The organism is Pseudomonas sp. LBUM1653 (genome assembly GCF_059716115.1).
In genome coordinates this window covers 5532540-5548057 of record NZ_CP166803.1, presented here as the reverse complement: position 1 = coordinate 5548057, position 15518 = coordinate 5532540, and the positions used below count along the sequence as shown (strand labels likewise).

Annotated in this window: 11 protein-coding genes; 6 read left to right on the top strand and 5 right to left on the bottom strand. The window is 58.9% G+C overall.

What is annotated here, in order from left to right; translation table 11 throughout:
* Nucleotides 1-18 precede the first annotated feature (18 nt).
* Together ACA054_RS24925 and ACA054_RS24920 are read left to right on the top strand one after the other, a co-directional pair.
* The gene (locus tag ACA054_RS24925) at nucleotides 19-624 is read left to right on the top strand and encodes an START domain-containing protein (RefSeq protein WP_497686633.1); all 606 of its coding nucleotides are present in this window, start codon (nucleotides 19-21) and stop codon (nucleotides 622-624) included.
* 347 nt (nucleotides 625-971) lie between these two features.
* Nucleotides 972-3071 (top strand): LTA synthase family protein, encoded by a 2100-nt coding sequence (locus ACA054_RS24920; protein ID WP_497686632.1) that lies wholly within the window; start codon nucleotides 972-974, stop codon nucleotides 3069-3071.
* A gap of 76 nt (nucleotides 3072-3147) precedes the next feature.
* Here the strand turns inward: ACA054_RS24920 and ACA054_RS24915 are convergent, their stop codons facing one another.
* Nucleotides 3148-3300: a DUF3309 family protein gene (locus tag ACA054_RS24915; RefSeq protein WP_008060837.1), complete on the bottom strand. Its 153-nt coding sequence runs from the start codon at nucleotides 3298-3300 to the stop codon at nucleotides 3148-3150.
* A 286-nt stretch (nucleotides 3301-3586) separates the two neighbouring features.
* On the opposite strand from ACA054_RS24915, the gene ACA054_RS24910 reads away from it, so the two are divergent.
* The 3 genes from ACA054_RS24910 (at nucleotide 3587) to csrA (ending at nucleotide 5144) form a co-directional block, all read left to right on the top strand.
* The gene (locus tag ACA054_RS24910) at nucleotides 3587-4402 is read left to right on the top strand and encodes an SDR family oxidoreductase (RefSeq protein WP_497686631.1); all 816 of its coding nucleotides are present in this window, start codon (nucleotides 3587-3589) and stop codon (nucleotides 4400-4402) included.
* Between the two features lie 64 nt (nucleotides 4403-4466).
* A complete protein-coding gene (locus tag ACA054_RS24905) occupies nucleotides 4467-4799 on the top strand; it encodes a YnfA family protein (RefSeq protein WP_497686630.1) in 333 nt (110 codons plus the stop codon).
* Nucleotides 4800-4952: 153 nt separating this feature from the next.
* Nucleotides 4953-5144, top strand: coding sequence for a carbon storage regulator CsrA (gene csrA, locus ACA054_RS24900; RefSeq protein ID WP_497686629.1), 192 nt, complete (start codon nucleotides 4953-4955; stop codon nucleotides 5142-5144).
* On the opposite strand, the gene ACA054_RS24895 is transcribed toward csrA, so the two are convergent.
* From ACA054_RS24895 to ACA054_RS24880, 4 genes are all read right to left on the bottom strand, one after another.
* Complete coding sequence (locus ACA054_RS24895; RefSeq protein WP_003199186.1) at nucleotides 5133-5360, bottom strand: YheU family protein; 228 nt, start codon at nucleotides 5358-5360, stop codon at nucleotides 5133-5135. The two genes, csrA and ACA054_RS24895, sit on opposite strands and share 12 nt — an antisense overlap.
* Before the next feature lie 182 nt (nucleotides 5361-5542).
* The gene (locus ACA054_RS24890) at nucleotides 5543-6733 is read right to left on the bottom strand and encodes an osmoprotectant NAGGN system M42 family peptidase (RefSeq protein WP_497686628.1); all 1191 of its coding nucleotides are present in this window, start codon (nucleotides 6731-6733) and stop codon (nucleotides 5543-5545) included.
* Nucleotides 6734-6870: 137 nt separating this feature from the next.
* Nucleotides 6871-8616 (bottom strand): N-acetylglutaminylglutamine synthetase, encoded by a 1746-nt coding sequence (gene ngg / locus ACA054_RS24885; RefSeq protein ID WP_497686627.1) that lies wholly within the window; start codon nucleotides 8614-8616, stop codon nucleotides 6871-6873.
* 3 nt (nucleotides 8617-8619) lie between these two features.
* Complete coding sequence (locus tag ACA054_RS24880) at nucleotides 8620-10392, bottom strand: N-acetylglutaminylglutamine amidotransferase (protein ID WP_497686626.1); 1773 nt, start codon at nucleotides 10390-10392, stop codon at nucleotides 8620-8622.
* A gap of 296 nt (nucleotides 10393-10688) precedes the next feature.
* Between ACA054_RS24880 and ACA054_RS24875 the strand changes: the two genes are divergently transcribed.
* Nucleotides 10689-15515 (top strand): NEL-type E3 ubiquitin ligase domain-containing protein, encoded by a 4827-nt coding sequence (locus tag ACA054_RS24875; protein WP_497686625.1) that lies wholly within the window; start codon nucleotides 10689-10691, stop codon nucleotides 15513-15515.
* Nucleotides 15516-15518: the final 3 nt, after the last annotated feature.

The window sequence follows — 15518 nt, the reverse complement described above, 5'->3', positions numbered from 1 at the left end:
ACAATAAGGAATAAGATTATGGGTTCGCTGCATCGTATTGCTGTGCTGTGTGGTTTGACGGCTGTACTGGCCACTTCGGTCGCCCAGGCCGAGGACTGGAAAGTCGCCAGGAACGAAGACGGCATCAAGATCTCCCTGAGTGAAGTGGCCGGCTCCGACTACAAGGCCTATCAGGGCGTCACCCTGATGAAGACCACCGTGGCCAAACTGCGCGCGCTGCAGGAAGACGTGGTCGGCGCCTGCGCCTGGATTCACGAGTGCAAGACCCAGAAGTTGCTCAAGCACGAAGGCGATCAGAGCTGGACCTACACCCAGTTCAATACGCCATGGCCAGTCACGCCGCGTGATTCGGTGCTGCATATCACCACGATCGCAGCCGCCGATGGCAGCCTGACGCGCAAGCTCGAGGGCGTGCCGAAATACCTTCCTGAAGAAAAGGGCTTTGTCCGGGTCGCCAAGGTCGATGGGTTCTGGAAGTTCGTACCCAAGGGCGATCAGGTTGAAGTGACCTATCAGGTGCATACCGAGCCGGGTGGTAGCGTGCCATCGATGGTGGCCAACAAGTTCGTGGTTGATGCGCCGTTCAATACCTTGAAAAACCTGAAGGCTCTGGCCGAGAAATAAAAGCGGGTGCCACCTATTCCCTGTAGGAGCGAGCATGCTCGCGAAAAACCTGAGAGCGCCGCGGGGTATCAAATACCCCACGTTAACTTTGGCCTCCATCGCGAGCAAGCATCGCTCCTACAGAAACATTTAATGTGTTTCCGAATATTCGTTGCACAAAATTTTCACAAAGCCTCCAAGACAATCCCCCCGCGCCGCCATCGACGAACAGTAATCAATGGCAATGCCGCGATTGATCGTGCAACATTTGCGCTCCGCGCAAAACCCCGGGGCCGAGTCTGGCCAACAGAGGGCAGGGCGCAGCTGTATTTTCGAAACTTCAACTTCCAATGGGTCCTAAAAACGACATGGCAATCCCGGACGCCCTGAGTCAGAAGCGAGCATCGAGTCGCTTGCTGCAACCGACCGTCAAATCGCATCTGGCCTACACGCTGTTGTGCGCTCTGGTCATGATGGTGATGTTTTCCGCGCTGCGCGTCGCGCTGCTGGTCTACAACCGCGAAATGATCCTCGATACACCGGCCGCGACCTTTCTCGAAGCATTCGCCAATGGCCTGCGTTTCGACCTGCGCCTGGTGGTCTACCTGAGCGTTCCACTGGTACTGGCGCTGTTCAGCGCCCGGGCCATGGCGGCGCGCGGGATTTTCCGCCTGTGGCTGACGGTGACCTCCAGCATCGCGCTATTCCTGGGCCTGATGGAGATGGACTTCTACCGTGAATTCCACCAGCGCCTCAACGGGTTGGTCTTCCAGTATGTGAAGGAAGACCCGAAAACCGTGATGAGCATGCTCTGGTACGGTTTTCCGGTGGTTCGCTACCTGCTGGCCTGGGCTGTAGGTACCTGGCTCCTGAGCCTCGCGTTCAAGGGCGCCGACCGCGCCACGCGTCCTCGTGGCCCTTTCAGCGGCGGCAGTATCAGTACCCGGCAGGTTGCCCCTTGGTACTCGCGCGCCATGGTGTTCGTGGTGTGCCTGCTGATCTGCGTGGTCGCGGCCCGCGGTACCTTGCGTCAAGGCCCGCCCATGCGTTGGGGTGATGTCTACACCACCGATTCCAACTTCGCCAACCAGTTGGGCCTCAACGGTACCCTGTCCCTGGTGGCTGCGGCGAAGAGCCGGATGTCCGAAGATCGCGATAACATCTGGAAGGCCACGTTGCCTCAACCGATGGCACAACAGACCGTGCGCGACCTGCTGGTGATGAAGGACGACAAACTGGTGGATGGCGAGACCGCCGCAGTGCGTCGCGACTACATGCCGCCAGCGGACAAGACCTTGCCGATCAAGAACGTCGTCGTGATCCTGATGGAAAGCATGGCCGGTCACTCGGTGGGTGCACTGGGCGCACCGGGCAACATCACGCCGTACCTCGACAAGCTGTCGAAGGAAGGCCTGCTGTTCGACCGCTTCTTCTCCAACGGTACCCACACCCACCAGGGCATGTTCGCCACTATGGCCTGCTTCCCGAACCTGCCAGGTTTCGAATACCTGATGCAGACCCCGGAAGGCAGCCACAAACTGTCCGGCCTGCCACAGTTGCTCAGCGCTCGTGAGTACGACGATGTGTATGTCTACAACGGCGATTTCGCCTGGGACAACCAGTCGGGTTTCTTCAGCAACCAGGGCATGACCAACTTCATCGGACGTAACGACTTCGTAAACCCGGTGTTCTCCGATCCGACCTGGGGTGTGTCCGACCAGGACATGTTCGATCGTGGCCTGGTGGAGCTCAAAGCCCGCGATGGCAAGGACAAGAAACCCTTCTATGCCTTGCTGCAAACCTTGTCCAACCACACGCCCTATGCGTTGCCGACCCCATTGCCGGTCGAGCGCGTAACCGATCGTGGCAGCCTGAACGAACATATGACTGCCATGCGCTACTCCGATTGGGCGCTGGGTCAATTCTTCGAGAAGGCGCGCAAGGAGCCTTACTTCAAGGAAACCCTGTTTGTCGTGGTCGGCGACCACGGTTTCGGCAACGAGCGCCAGATCACTGAAATGGACCTGGGCCGCTTCAACGTACCGATGCTGCTGATTGCACCGGGCATCCAGGAAAAATTCGGCACGCTCAACCACACCGTTGGCACTCAAGTCGACATCGTGCCGACCATCATGGGCCGGATCGGTGGCGAAGTGCGTCATCAGTGCTGGGGCCGCGACTTGCTCAACCTGCCTGAAGGCGATACCGGTTTTGGCGTGATAAAGCCCTCGGGCAGCGAGCAGACCACCGCGATCATCACAGCGGACCAGATTCTGGTTTTGCCGAAGGACAAGGACATGGCACCGAAGATGTACCAGTACGAACTGGGCGCTACGCCGCGTGCCGTGGTCGTACCGGATGCACCGCGTACCGCTGAGCTTAAAACCAAGCTCGAAGCGTTCCTGCAAACGGCGACCAAGAGCCTGATCGACAACACCGCCGGTGTGGTCGACGGCAAGCCGGACTAAACTGGCAAGACCGAGAAAATAGCGATGCAATAAAAAAGAGGCCCTTGAAGGGCCTCTTTTTTTACCGGTCAGAACTTCATATCTTGCCGAGCAACAACAGGATGAGTATCACCACCAACACCACGCCGATGATACCGGACGGGCCATAACCCCAACTTCTGGAGTGCGGGAAGACCGGTAGACCACCGATCAGTAACAGGATCAGAATGATCAGAAGAATTGTGCCCATGTCTGTTTCCTTGCTGTAAGTATTAGGAATGACCTAGCCGTTATCAGTCAGCGGGAATGTCATTTATTCTAGCTGCTTAAAAAATCCGACCGCAACGCAGGACAAAAAATTCCAAGTTTTTTTGCTGCTTTTAGAACTATTCCCTATTCCGTCTGCTGTTGCGTTAGTTGCTTGAGCCCGCGTCCGGGGTTTGCTTGGGGCATTCAGCAATCTGATAGAGCGTGGGACGGCCAATATCCTTCGCTACACTCGACGCATCTTCCCCGGAACAACAAGGCTGTTTGCTATGCAAAATCGCATGATGATCACTGGCGCGGGCTCCGGCCTGGGTCGCGAAATCGCGCTGCGCTGGGCGCGCGAGGGCTGGCAACTGGCCTTGTCGGACGTCAGTGAGTCCGGCCTGCAGGAAACCCTGAAGCTGGTGCGAGAAGCCGGGGGTGACGGGTTTATCCAGCGCTGTGACGTGCGTGATTACAGCCAGTTGACCGCCTTCGCACAGGCTTGCGAAGTGAAATTCGGCGGCATCGACGTCATCGTCAACAACGCGGGCGTGGCCTCTGGCGGGTTCTTCAGCGAACTGTCCCTGGAAGACTGGGACTGGCAGATCGCAATCAACCTCATGGGCGTGGTCAAGGGCTGCAAGGCCTTCCTGCCGTTGCTGGAGAAGAGCAAGGGCAAGATCATCAACATCGCGTCGATGGCGGCTTTGATGCAGGGCCCGGCCATGAGCAACTACAACGTGGCCAAGGCCGGCGTGGTGGCGTTGTCCGAAAGCCTGCTGATCGAACTCGCGCATCAGGAAGTCGGCGTGCATGTGGTGTGCCCATCGTTCTTCCAGACCAATCTGCTGGACTCATTCCGCGGCCCGACCCCGGCGATGAAAGCCCAGGTTGGTAAGTTGCTGGAAAGTTCGCCCATCAGTGCCGCCGATATTGCCGACTATATCTACCAGCAGGTCGCCGCCGGCGAGTTCATGATCCTGCCCCACGAACAGGGCCGCATGGCCTGGGCGCTGAAGCAGAAGAACCCGCAACTGCTCTATAACGAAATGACCTTGATGGCCGACAAGATGCGCGCCAAGGCCAAACAATCCGCAAGCTGAACTTGCCCGCACGGAACAGCCTCGTTAGGGTGGCCGCCATCGGCCATCCTCGCGAGACGTTCGCATGCTCAATTACCTGTGGTTTTTCCTCGCCGCGTTGTTCGAAATCGCCGGTTGCTTCGCCTTCTGGATGTGGTTGCGCCAGGGTAAAAGTGTCTGGTGGGTGGTGCCGGCGTTACTCAGCCTGACGTTGTTCGCGTTGTTGCTGACGCGAATAGAGGCGACTTACGCAGGCCGTGCCTATGCCGCTTACGGCGGTATCTACATCATTGCTTCGATTGGCTGGCTGGCGGTGGTCGAGCGGATTCGGCCACTGGGCTCCGACTGGCTCGGCGTGGCGCTGTGCGTAATCGGGGCAAGCATTATCCTGTTCGGCCCGCGCTTCTCGGCGTCCTGACGAATCGGCCCTTGATTGAAGCGGCGTGTCAGGCATTTCCTTCAGCAAGGCAATCCTGTGGTTGTAGGTTTGGTCTGGATTACCGTGGCTGCCTTGTAGGCCCGCCGTGCACCGGGCATCTTCAAGGTCCGGTAACCCTGAAGGACCAAAGCCATGCTTGTACTGAGTCGTGTAGTCGGCGAATTGATTTCCATCGGCGATACCATTTCGGTGCGCATTCTTGCCGTCAATGGCGGCAACGTGCGCTTCGGCATCGAAGCCCCGAACCATGTCAACGTGCACCGTAGCGAAGTCTACGAGCGAATCCAGCGCAAGCTGACGCGAGACAAAAAATCAGTCGAATAGATGCTTGGGCACGTCATGCTTGAGCATCAACTGGCATTGCTCGCTCTCCGGATCGAAGACAATCAGGGCCTGGCCCTTGGTCAATGCCTGGCGAACACGCAATACACGGGTCTCCAGCGGCGTGTCATCGCCATTGTCGGTACCGTCGCGGGTCACGAAATCTTCGATCAGGCGGGTCAGGGTATCGACTTCAAGTTGGTCGTGGGGAATCAGCATAGGTACCTCGGCTAAACAATGGCGCGATGCTACGGTGAACGGGAGGTCGCCGCTAGCCTACGGGTTTGCATTGTTTGATCCGGCCTCTTCGCGAGCAGGCTCGCTCCCACAGTTTACCGCCTACTCCTGTGGGAGCGAGCCTGCTCGCGAAGGCGTTAGATCAATCGACGAAAATACCTGACTCAGCTATTGGATCGCTGTCCCACCAGGCTGTCCACCGACGGCACCCGCGTGTCGCTTTCCATCTGCGTCTCGTGTTCGATCTGATGACTGAACCGGTCCAGCGAACCCTTGGCCGGTTGCGCGTCGCTGGCGAACACCGGCGGGCTGAGGATGTAGGCGCCGAGCAGGCGACTGAGGGCGGCGAGACTGTCGATGTGGGTGCGTTCGTAGCCGTGGGTGGCGTCGCAGCCGAAGGCGAGCAGGGCGGTGCGGATGTCATGGCCGGCGGTAACCGCCGAGTGAGCGTCGCTGAAGTAGTAGCGGAACAGGTCGCGGCGTACCGGCAACTCGTTGTCACTGGCCAGGCGCAGCAGGTGCCGCGACAAGTGATAGTCATACGGCCCGCCGGAATCCTGCATCGCAATGCTCACCGCGTGCTCGCTGGAGTGCTGGCCGGGCGCGACGGGCGCGATGTCGATGCCGACGAATTCACTGACGTCCCAGGGCAACGCCGCCGCGGCGCCACTGCCGGTTTCCTCGGTGATGGTGAACAGCGGATGACAATCGATCGCCAGCTCCTCGCCGCTGTCGACGATCGCTTTCAACGCTGCCAGCAACGCCGCGACGCCGGCCTTGTCGTCCAGGTGACGGGCGCTGATGTGGCCGCTTTCGGTGAACTCCGGCAACGGATCGAAGGCGACGAAATCACCGATGCTGATGCCTAGCGAGTCACAATCGGCGCGGGTTGCGCAATAGGCATCCAGGCGCAATTCGATGTGATCCCAACTGATCGGCATTTCATCCACGGCGGTGTTGAACGCGTGCCCGGAGGCCATCAAGGGCAGCACACTGCCGCGGATCACGCCGTTGTCGGTAAACAGGCTGACGCGGCTGCCCTCGGCAAAACGGCTGGACCAGCAACCCACGGGGGCCAGCGTCAGGCGCCCGTTGTCCTTGATGGCGCGCACGGCGGCGCCAATGGTGTCCAGGTGGGCGGAAACGGCACGGTCCGGGCTGTTTTTCTTGCCCTTGAGGGTGGCGCGGATGGTGCCGCGGCGGGTCATTTCGAAGGGAATGCCCAGCTCTTCCAGCCGTTCGGCGACGTAACGCACGATGGTGTCGGTGAAGCCGGTGGGGCTGGGAATGGCGAGCATTTCCAGCAGGACTTTTTGCAGGTAAGTCAGATCTGGTTCTGGGTATTGGCGAGTCATGGAAACTCCTGATTGGTTGAGGGATCGTTCCCACGCGCAGCAAAGGAATGCCTCAACGGACGCTCTGCGTTCGGCTCTTGAGGGACGCGGAGCGTCCCGGGCTGCATTCCCACGCAGAGCGTGGGAACGATCGGGGACTACACGGCCGGCTGACTATGCGGGAACAACAAATCCACAAACCGCTCGGCCGTCGGCTGTGGCTCATGGTTGGCCAGTCCGGCGCGCTCGTTGGCTTCGATAAACACGTACTGCGGTTGATCGGCGGCAGACACCATCAGGTCGAGTCCGACCATGGGAATATCCAGCGCCCGCGCCGCGCGCACCGCAGCATCCACCAGCGTCGGGTGCAGGATCGCGGTGACGTCTTCGAGAATCCCGCCGGTATGAAGGTTCGCCGTACGCCGCACGAACAGGTGCTCGCCAGCCGGCAAAATGCTGTCGTAGTCGTAACCCGCCGCGTGCACGGTGCGCTCGGTCTCATGGTCCAGCGGAATCTTGCTTTCGCCGCCTGTAGCTGCCTGGCGCCGTCGACTCTGGGCTTCGATCAGCGCGCCGATGGAGTGCTGGCCATCGCCCACCACCTCGGCCGGTCGACGAATCGCCGCGGCGACCACTTCGAAGCCGATCACCAGAATCCGCAGGTCGAGGCCTTCGTGGAAGCTTTCCAGCAGCACGCGGCTGTCGAATTGGCGGGCTGCTTCGATGGCTTCCTGGACGTCTTCGATGGTTTGCAAATCTACCGCCACGCCGTGCCCTTGTTCACCGTCCAGCGGTTTGACCACCACCCGATGGTGCTCGTCGAGAAACGCCAGGTTGTCATCGGCGTTACCCGCCAGTTGCTGCGCGGGCAGGTTCAATCCGGCGGATTTGAGTACTTTGTGGGTCAGGCTTTTGTCCTGGCACAGGCTCATGCTGATGGCGCTGGTCAGGTCGCTGAGGGACTCGCGACAACGTACCCGGCGTCCGCCATGGCTGAGGGTGAACATGCCGGCTTCGGCATCATCGACCTGAACATCGATGCCACGACGGTGCGCTTCTTCGACGATGATCCGCGCGTACGGATTGAACGCCGCTTCAGGACCCGGGCCGAGAAACAACGACTGGTTGATGCTGTTCTTGCGCTTGATGGCGAACGTCGAGAGGTTGCGGAAACCGAGCTTGGCGTAAAGGTTTTTCGCCTGGCGATTGTCGTGCAACACCGACAGATCAAGGTAACTCAGCCCGCGACTCATGAAGTGTTCAATCAGATGCCGTACCAGCACCTCACCGACGCCGGGCCGCGAACAGCGCGGATCGACCGCCAGGCACCACAGGCTGCTGCCGTTTTCCGGATCGTTGAAGGCCTTGTGATGATCGAGGCCCATGACGCTGCCGATGACCGCGCCGCTGTCCTCGTCTTCCGCCAGCCAGTACACCGGACCGCCCTGATGTCTGGGGGTCAGCAAGCAGGCATCGATCGGCAGCATGCCACGTGCGTGGTAAAGCTGATTGATGGCGTTCCAGTCGGCGTCGCTCTGGGCGCGGCGGATGCGAAAGCCGCGGAACACCCGGGTGGCCTGACGGTAATCGCTGAACCACAGGCGCAAGGTGTCGGACGGATCGAGGAACAGTTGGGTCGGCTCCAGCCCCAACACTTGCTGGGGTGCGGCGACGTAGAGGGCGATATCGCGTTCGCCGGGCCGCTCGTTGAGCAACTCCCGGGCCAGGCTGGCGGCATCGGCGAAGGTATGGCCGATCAGCAACCGGCCCCAGCCGCAATGCACTGCAATCGGCTCGGTGCCCAGTGTGCTGCCGTCTTCGGCCAGACGCGCCTGCAAGCGTTCGTAGGAGGGCGCCTGACCGCGTAACAAGCGCTGACTGATAGCCGTGGCGTGAGGTTTCATCGGTCAGATTCCTTGTTCGCTGAGCCACAGGTTCAGGGCCGCCAGTTGCCACAACTTGGAGCCGCGCAATGGCGTCAATTGACCTTGCGGGTCAGTCAGCAGGCGGTCGAGCATGGCGGGGTTGAACAGGCCGCGATCCTGGCTCGGATCGAGCAGCAGTTCGCGCACCCAGTTCAGCGTGTCTCCCTGCAAATGCTTGAGTCCGGGTACCGGGAAGTAACCCTTCTTGCGGTCGATCACTTCACTTGGAATCACCAGGCGCGCCGCTTCCTTGAGGACTTGTTTGCCACCGTCGGGCAGTTTGAATTTGCCCGGCACCCGCGCTGACAATTCCACCAGGCGATAGTCGAGAAACGGTGTGCGCGCTTCCAGGCCCCAGGCCATGGTCATGTTGTCGACGCGCTTGACCGGGTCGTCCACCAGCATCACGGTGCTGTCCAGGCGTAGGGCTTTGTCCACCGCCGCGTCGGCACCGGGCTGTGCGAAATGTTCCTTCACGAAGTCGCCAGCAGCGTCATTGGCCGTCAGCCATTTCGGCTGCACGGTGGCGGCGTAGTCGTCGTAACTGCGGTCGAAAAACGCTTCACGATAGGCCGCGTACGGATCGCTGGCGCCGTCGACCTGCGGATACCAGTGGTAACCGGCGAACAGTTCGTCCGCACCCTGGCCGCTCTGCACCACTTTGCAATGCTTGGCCACTTCTCTGGACAACAAGTAGAACGCGATGCAGTCGTGACTGACCATCGGCTCGCTCATGGCGCGGAAAGCGGCGGGCAGTTGTTCGATGATCTCGTTTTCGTCGATGCGCAGTTGGTGGTGATGGGTGCCGTAGTGCTTGGCGATGAGGTCCGAGTACTGGAACTCGTCGCCGCGCTCGCCACCGGCGTCCTGGAAGCCGATGGAGAAGGTCGACAGGTTTTCCACGCCGACTTCCCTCAACAGCCCGACCAGCATGCTTGAATCGACGCCGCCGGAAAGCAGCACGCCGACATCGACCGCTGCACGTTGGCGGATGGCCACCGCGTCGCGCGTACTGTCGAGCACACGGTCACGCCAGTCCTCGAGGGTCAGATCCTGCTCATCTTCGTGTGGGCCGTAGGGCAGGGTCCACCAGGTTTTCTGCTCGGTACGGCCATCCGCTTCAATGCGCATCCAGGTCGCCGGTGGCAGTTTTTCGATGCCGGCCAGCAATGTGCGCGGTGCCGGGACCACGGCGTGGAAATTCAGGTAATGATTGAGCGCCACCGGATCGAGGATCGGGTTGATGTCGCCGCCCTTGAGCAACGCAGGCAACGCCGAGGCAAAGCGCAGGCGCTGGCCGGTGCGCGACAGGTACAGCGGCTTCACGCCGAGACGGTCACGGGCGATGAACAGGCGCTTGGCGTCGCGTTCCCAGATAGCGAAGGCAAACATGCCGTTGAGCTTGGGCAACAGCGCTTCGCCCCAGGCGTGATAGCCCTTGAGCAGCACTTCGGTGTCGCCGCCGGAATAGAAGGCGTAACCGAGGCTTTCGAGCTCGGTGCGCAGTTCCGGGTAGTTATAGATCGCGCCGTTGAAGGCCAGGGACAGGCCCAGTTGATTGTCGACCATCGGCTGCGCCGATCCGTCCGACAGGTCCATGATTTTCAGGCGACGATGGCCAAGGGCAATTGGCCCCTGGCTGTGAAAGCCCCAGGCGTCAGGGCCTCGAGGTGCCAGGTGATGGGTGATTCGCTCAATGGCTGCAAGGTCTGCAGGTTGATTGTCAAAACGTAACTCGCCAGCTAATCCGCACATAAATTCCTTACCGGTTTTTCCGTTGGGGAGGTTCAATCGATACCGCGCCAAAACAGCGGGTACTCAGAAACTGACCCGCCTCGGTAGTGGGAGTTTTAGAACGATACGTTATAAGCAGGAATTGCCGGATGAATGGCAGGCACGGCAGAAATGCTGTTGGCCGTGGCGGTAATTATTGATGGGATGCATGGAAGTAGCTGCTTGGATGGATTGCAAATCGACCCGGTATTCGAATTATCAATTGCCTGACGGGCTTCCTAAACTGAGCGTCTCTTAACGCAATAAGGATATTGCTCATGCCGGCTACAGTTTCCGAAACCGCCCCTGTGGCGGTACCAATGACAGCGGCACAACGTCTCGAGGCGTTGTTGGAACACACAGGCGATCTGGACAAGGCGCAAGTGTTGCAAGCGTCTATCCCACAATGGTTGGCGACTGCAGACCTGAACATGGTGCAGGCTTTGAAGGCCACGTTCGAGCAGTCTTTTGTTGCCCAAGGCCAGGTCACAGAGGCGCTTAAAAAGCTCAAGCCGTTGGACGAGTTCTGCAAAGAGCAACTGGCGGTGTTCCTCAAGGGTAAATGGACGATCGATTTCGATGTCGAGCGCGACATGCTGGACATCACGACAACACTGTACACGTCCACAGGCGTGCTCCCGGCCTTCGGGTCCCCTGATCTGAAAACCACCACATCACGTAGCCTGCTCCAGGCGGCCATGGAAAACTTTACCGCTGGGGAAGCAAGCAGCGGCGGCTTTCCAGCGGACTCGGTAATACGCATCAATAAACAGGTCTCATCAGACGCTGAAACAACCCCTGAAAAATTCGCCGCACTCTGTCGTGAACTCGACCTGGGTGCCCGCTATCAGCGCCATATCGACGAGGCCTTGGCATTGCCGGCCAAACCCGCAAATGATGCGCTTGCCGATGATCGGGCCAGCGTCGCGGATATCCGGCGGCTGAAAGTGCTGGACATGCGCGTCGCCCTTCACATGGCCTCCCTGCAAAAGACCATCACTCCCGCTGTTTATACGATGCTGCTGAGTGTGATCGATCAGGATCTCCCAGCGGCTCAAACCAAGGGCGCAGTGTTTGATGGCGGGCCGGTGCATTGGCAGGGCTTGACGATTCATGACACCTGCATCTGTGGAGCACTGGTATTTACCAAAGTCTCCATCGATACCGAGCCGAAGGCCCGGTGTGTTGTTTACATGCCGAACGAACCCCGACGACCGCTGTATGAATACGCCTCGCTGGATGAATTCAAGGTCTACCTTGCCCTCCATTTGCAAAGCAAAAGCTACAGAAAGTCTTTCGCCGAGCAGTACTTGCACGGCCACGATAAAACCGGGTTTTTTACCTCGTTTGACAAGGGCAAGAACGTGGGCACGCTCGCTGCCGCGCCCGCCGACACCTGCCTTGGCGATTTTTTCTTCAGTGCATTTGTCCAAAAAACTCAAGAAGACGCGCGAATCCTTGCCGTACCGACTGCAGACGTCGATGAGCAACAACGGGAAAAAATCCTTCAGACATTGCTCGACGGTGGACTTCTGCTGTTGAACGCAGCTGGTTTTTTCGTACCGGTGATCGGCCAATTCATGCTGGCTACGGCTCTCGTCGACATCGTCATCGAGGTGTATGAAGGTGTGATTGACTGGACGCATGACGAGCGGGCCGAGGCGTTGACACATTTGTTGAGTGTTGTGGAAAACGTCGCGCAGCTGGCAGCGTTTGCTGCCGGCGGAAAAATCATCGCGACGGCTATCGGTAGGGGCGCAAAGGAGCAGGCGGCATTTTTCGACGGTTTCGAGGCCGTCACTCGCACTGATGGTAAAGCAAGATTGTGGAAGCCCAACCTCGAGTCCTATAAACAGACCACGAGTCTGCCAATCGACGCGCAACCTGATTCGCAAGGGCTTTACCGGCATGCCGGACAGACGTCGATCGTCATGGAAGGAGCACCCTATCGAGTCACCGGCAACGCCGCGGAATCGGCATGGACAATCAATCATCCTGTGCGCACTGACGCATTTCAGCCTGCCGTCGAGCGAAATGTGGAAGGTGGCTGGCGGCATACCTATGAGCATGCGCACGAGTGGCGCGACGGTGCTTATGCGTTGGGGCGCACGAATCCGCGCCTAAGCGAGCTCGGCAATGATCTGGAAGCGCTTGCCAACATCACCGACATGACGCCTGACAAGTTGCACCAGCTGCATGAAAGCAACCTCAAGTTACCGCAGCGGCTGAATGATTGTGTCGAGCGCTTCAAGATTGACCGGCGCATCACTGCGATGGTGGCGGCAATGGACCGGGGAGAGACCGCGAACAAGGACTTCATTCAAGAGCAACTGCATACACTGCCGAAGCTGCCCGGCTGGCCGGAGGATCGCTTCCTGGAAGTGCGCGGCGAGGCGGACCTGGTCGTGTCGCGCTTCCCCGAGACAGCACCACCCGATGATGACGTCAACAGCGTGCTCGTCAATCAGTCGGAGCTGGATTCGGGGAAACTGCTCGAGACTGTCATCAGTGGTCTCTATCCGACAGAAGTGGAGGGCCTCCTCGGTCGCACGACCACGGAATCGAAATCGCAGCTGTTGGCAAAGAAGATCGCGACAAGCCTCAAGAGTAATCGCCGGCCGCTGCAAGACTGGATGTATAACACCTATGACGGTACGGCCTCCGGTGACGTTGCGACACTGCGCGAACACGCCGCTGACCTTCCCACCCGCGTGTGTCAGGAGTTGCTGGAAAATGCCTCTGGCAGGGATCGCAGCTTCCTGCGTGATCGAAAGATCCCTGGAATGGATCTTGCGCAGCAGGTCAGTGAGGCACGGGCAGCAATCAGGCAGGACCGTGCACTCACGGGATTGCATTTCCCGCATCTGGCCAATGCGGACACCGACAAACTGACGCTTGGTCTGATGGATCGGGTGCAAGGTTGGGATGACGGCTATCGACTTGAAGTACGACAGGGATCAGTGACAGGCACCTTGCTGGACAGCGTGGGGGAGACAGATGCGCAGTCACGCGGGGTAATCGTCAAGACCGCTACCGGCTATAAGGTCACCCACCGCAACGGCAATATATCTTCCACCCGGACGAGCAACACTCTGCTTCAGGCGATAGTTGATGCATTGCCTGGCACCCAACGCACTCGCATGGGTCTCACTGACTCCGATGCGGGAATCGCGACGCTACGTTCACGGATATTCAGGGCCGCCGCTGGCGATCCGGCGCGTACCGGGCGGGTGCTACGGGGTGAACGCAGTGAGACACCGAAACACCTTGCAGCCTGTGTTCAGGCAGATCCTTCCGCCGCGAGTCATTATGCAAGGGGCTTGATTCGTAAAGTCAAAAAACTCTATCCACTGTTCACCGATGCCCAGGTTACGTCGTTACTCGACAATGCCGGCAGTACCCAGATGTTAAAGGTGAATCAAATCAAGGCGCTGGGGCAGCAACTGAAGAAACTGCGCGGGGTGCTGCATACCTGGTGTAACGATGAAGTACAAATGAAGACGGTGCCGGGTAACCTCAATGATATCCGTGCCAACCGTCGACTGGTGGCCAGTGCAATCGAAAACTGCTGGCGCCGGGTACCACCTTCGCATTGGCCACAAGACCAGCCTTTTACAACGCTTACGCTGGAGCGCAACCCAGTGGGCTCGTTGCCGACGCTGACAGAACAGGATGTTGCCCATGTGCGCAGCCTTTCAATCAAGGATATGCAGGCTGGAGATGAGCTGGCGTATTTCCTCAATCCGTTCAAAGGCCTTGTCAGCCTGGAGCTGGATCGCAATCAACTAACACGATTGCCTGAGGTGTTGTCGCACATGCCTGACCTTGAGCAATTGAGACTGAACAATAATCAGATACAGCTGACCGAACATACATTGCGCAAGCTGGCCGACATGCTCAATCTACGCACGCTCGGGCTCAGCGGTAATCGTTTGGGGGCCACGATTAACGTCAGCAAGATGTTAAATCTGCAATCTCTGCTGTTGCGCGATACTCACGCGACGGAACTGCCTGTTGGGCTTTCCCGTTTGCCGTATCTGGACTTCGTGGACCTGCAAGGTAACCAGATTCAGGAATTGCCCGACTGGCTGTTCCAGGTCAATGGGCAATTCGCCCGAGCGATCAACCTGGCGTACAACCCGATATCCGCGGCGAGCCGTACGAAGCTGGAAGCTTACCGTACCAATACGGGCATCGGTATGGGGCTGCTGGACGATGAGACCGTGGTGTTCAATGACATAAGGGCTCGAGACCTGTGGATGCCAGATTCGCGTGAAGTGACCTATGCCAGTCGTAATCAAGCATGGCTGGCGCTGAAAAACGAACCCGGTTCCAAAGAGTTCTTTGACTTGCTGGCAGCAGTAGGAGACTCGGCGGATAACCGCTTTCTGCGCGAGGACATGACCCGACGGGTCTGGAGTGTCATCGATGCGGCTCAGGCTGACTCGCAATTGCGCGCCCGATTGTTCAAGCTCGCACTGCATGCCAATTGCGAGGATGCCGCCGCAGCGATATTCAGTAATCTTGAGGTGGCAGTCGAGCTTGACACGTTGGTTCGCCAGGCCGCTAACTCCCATGATCAGGCCGCTCGGTTATTGAGTCTAGGGCGACGCCTGTTCCGCCAGGATTATCTTGCGAAGCTCGCCCAAGAACATATTGGGCAGACCAACCCCAGGCCGGATCCGGTGGAAGTTGAACTGGCCTACCGCACCGGTCTGGCTGAAGAACTTGACCTGGTCGGCCAACCCAGGCACATGCGCTATGCACGAATTGCAGGCGTGACGGCTGGTCACCTGGAGATAGCACGCATCAAAGTCCTCGCCGCAGAGCTCTCGCACGAACTCCTGGATGACATGCTCAGCCGATCGTTCTGGGTCGATTTTTTGCAACGGCATCATGCCAAACAGTTCACTGATCTGGTTGCGCCTTTTCAAGCTCGGATGGATGCGGTCTTTGGAAACGAGGTGGAGTTTGGCGCGACTTATCTTTCAACGATCAACGGCATCAACGGTGAAATGCAGAAAGCTGAGACCGCTTTGTTGAAGCGCCTGACCGAGGCAGCCATGACGGCCGACGAGTCAAAGACCTGTTTTGCGCTGGATTGAACG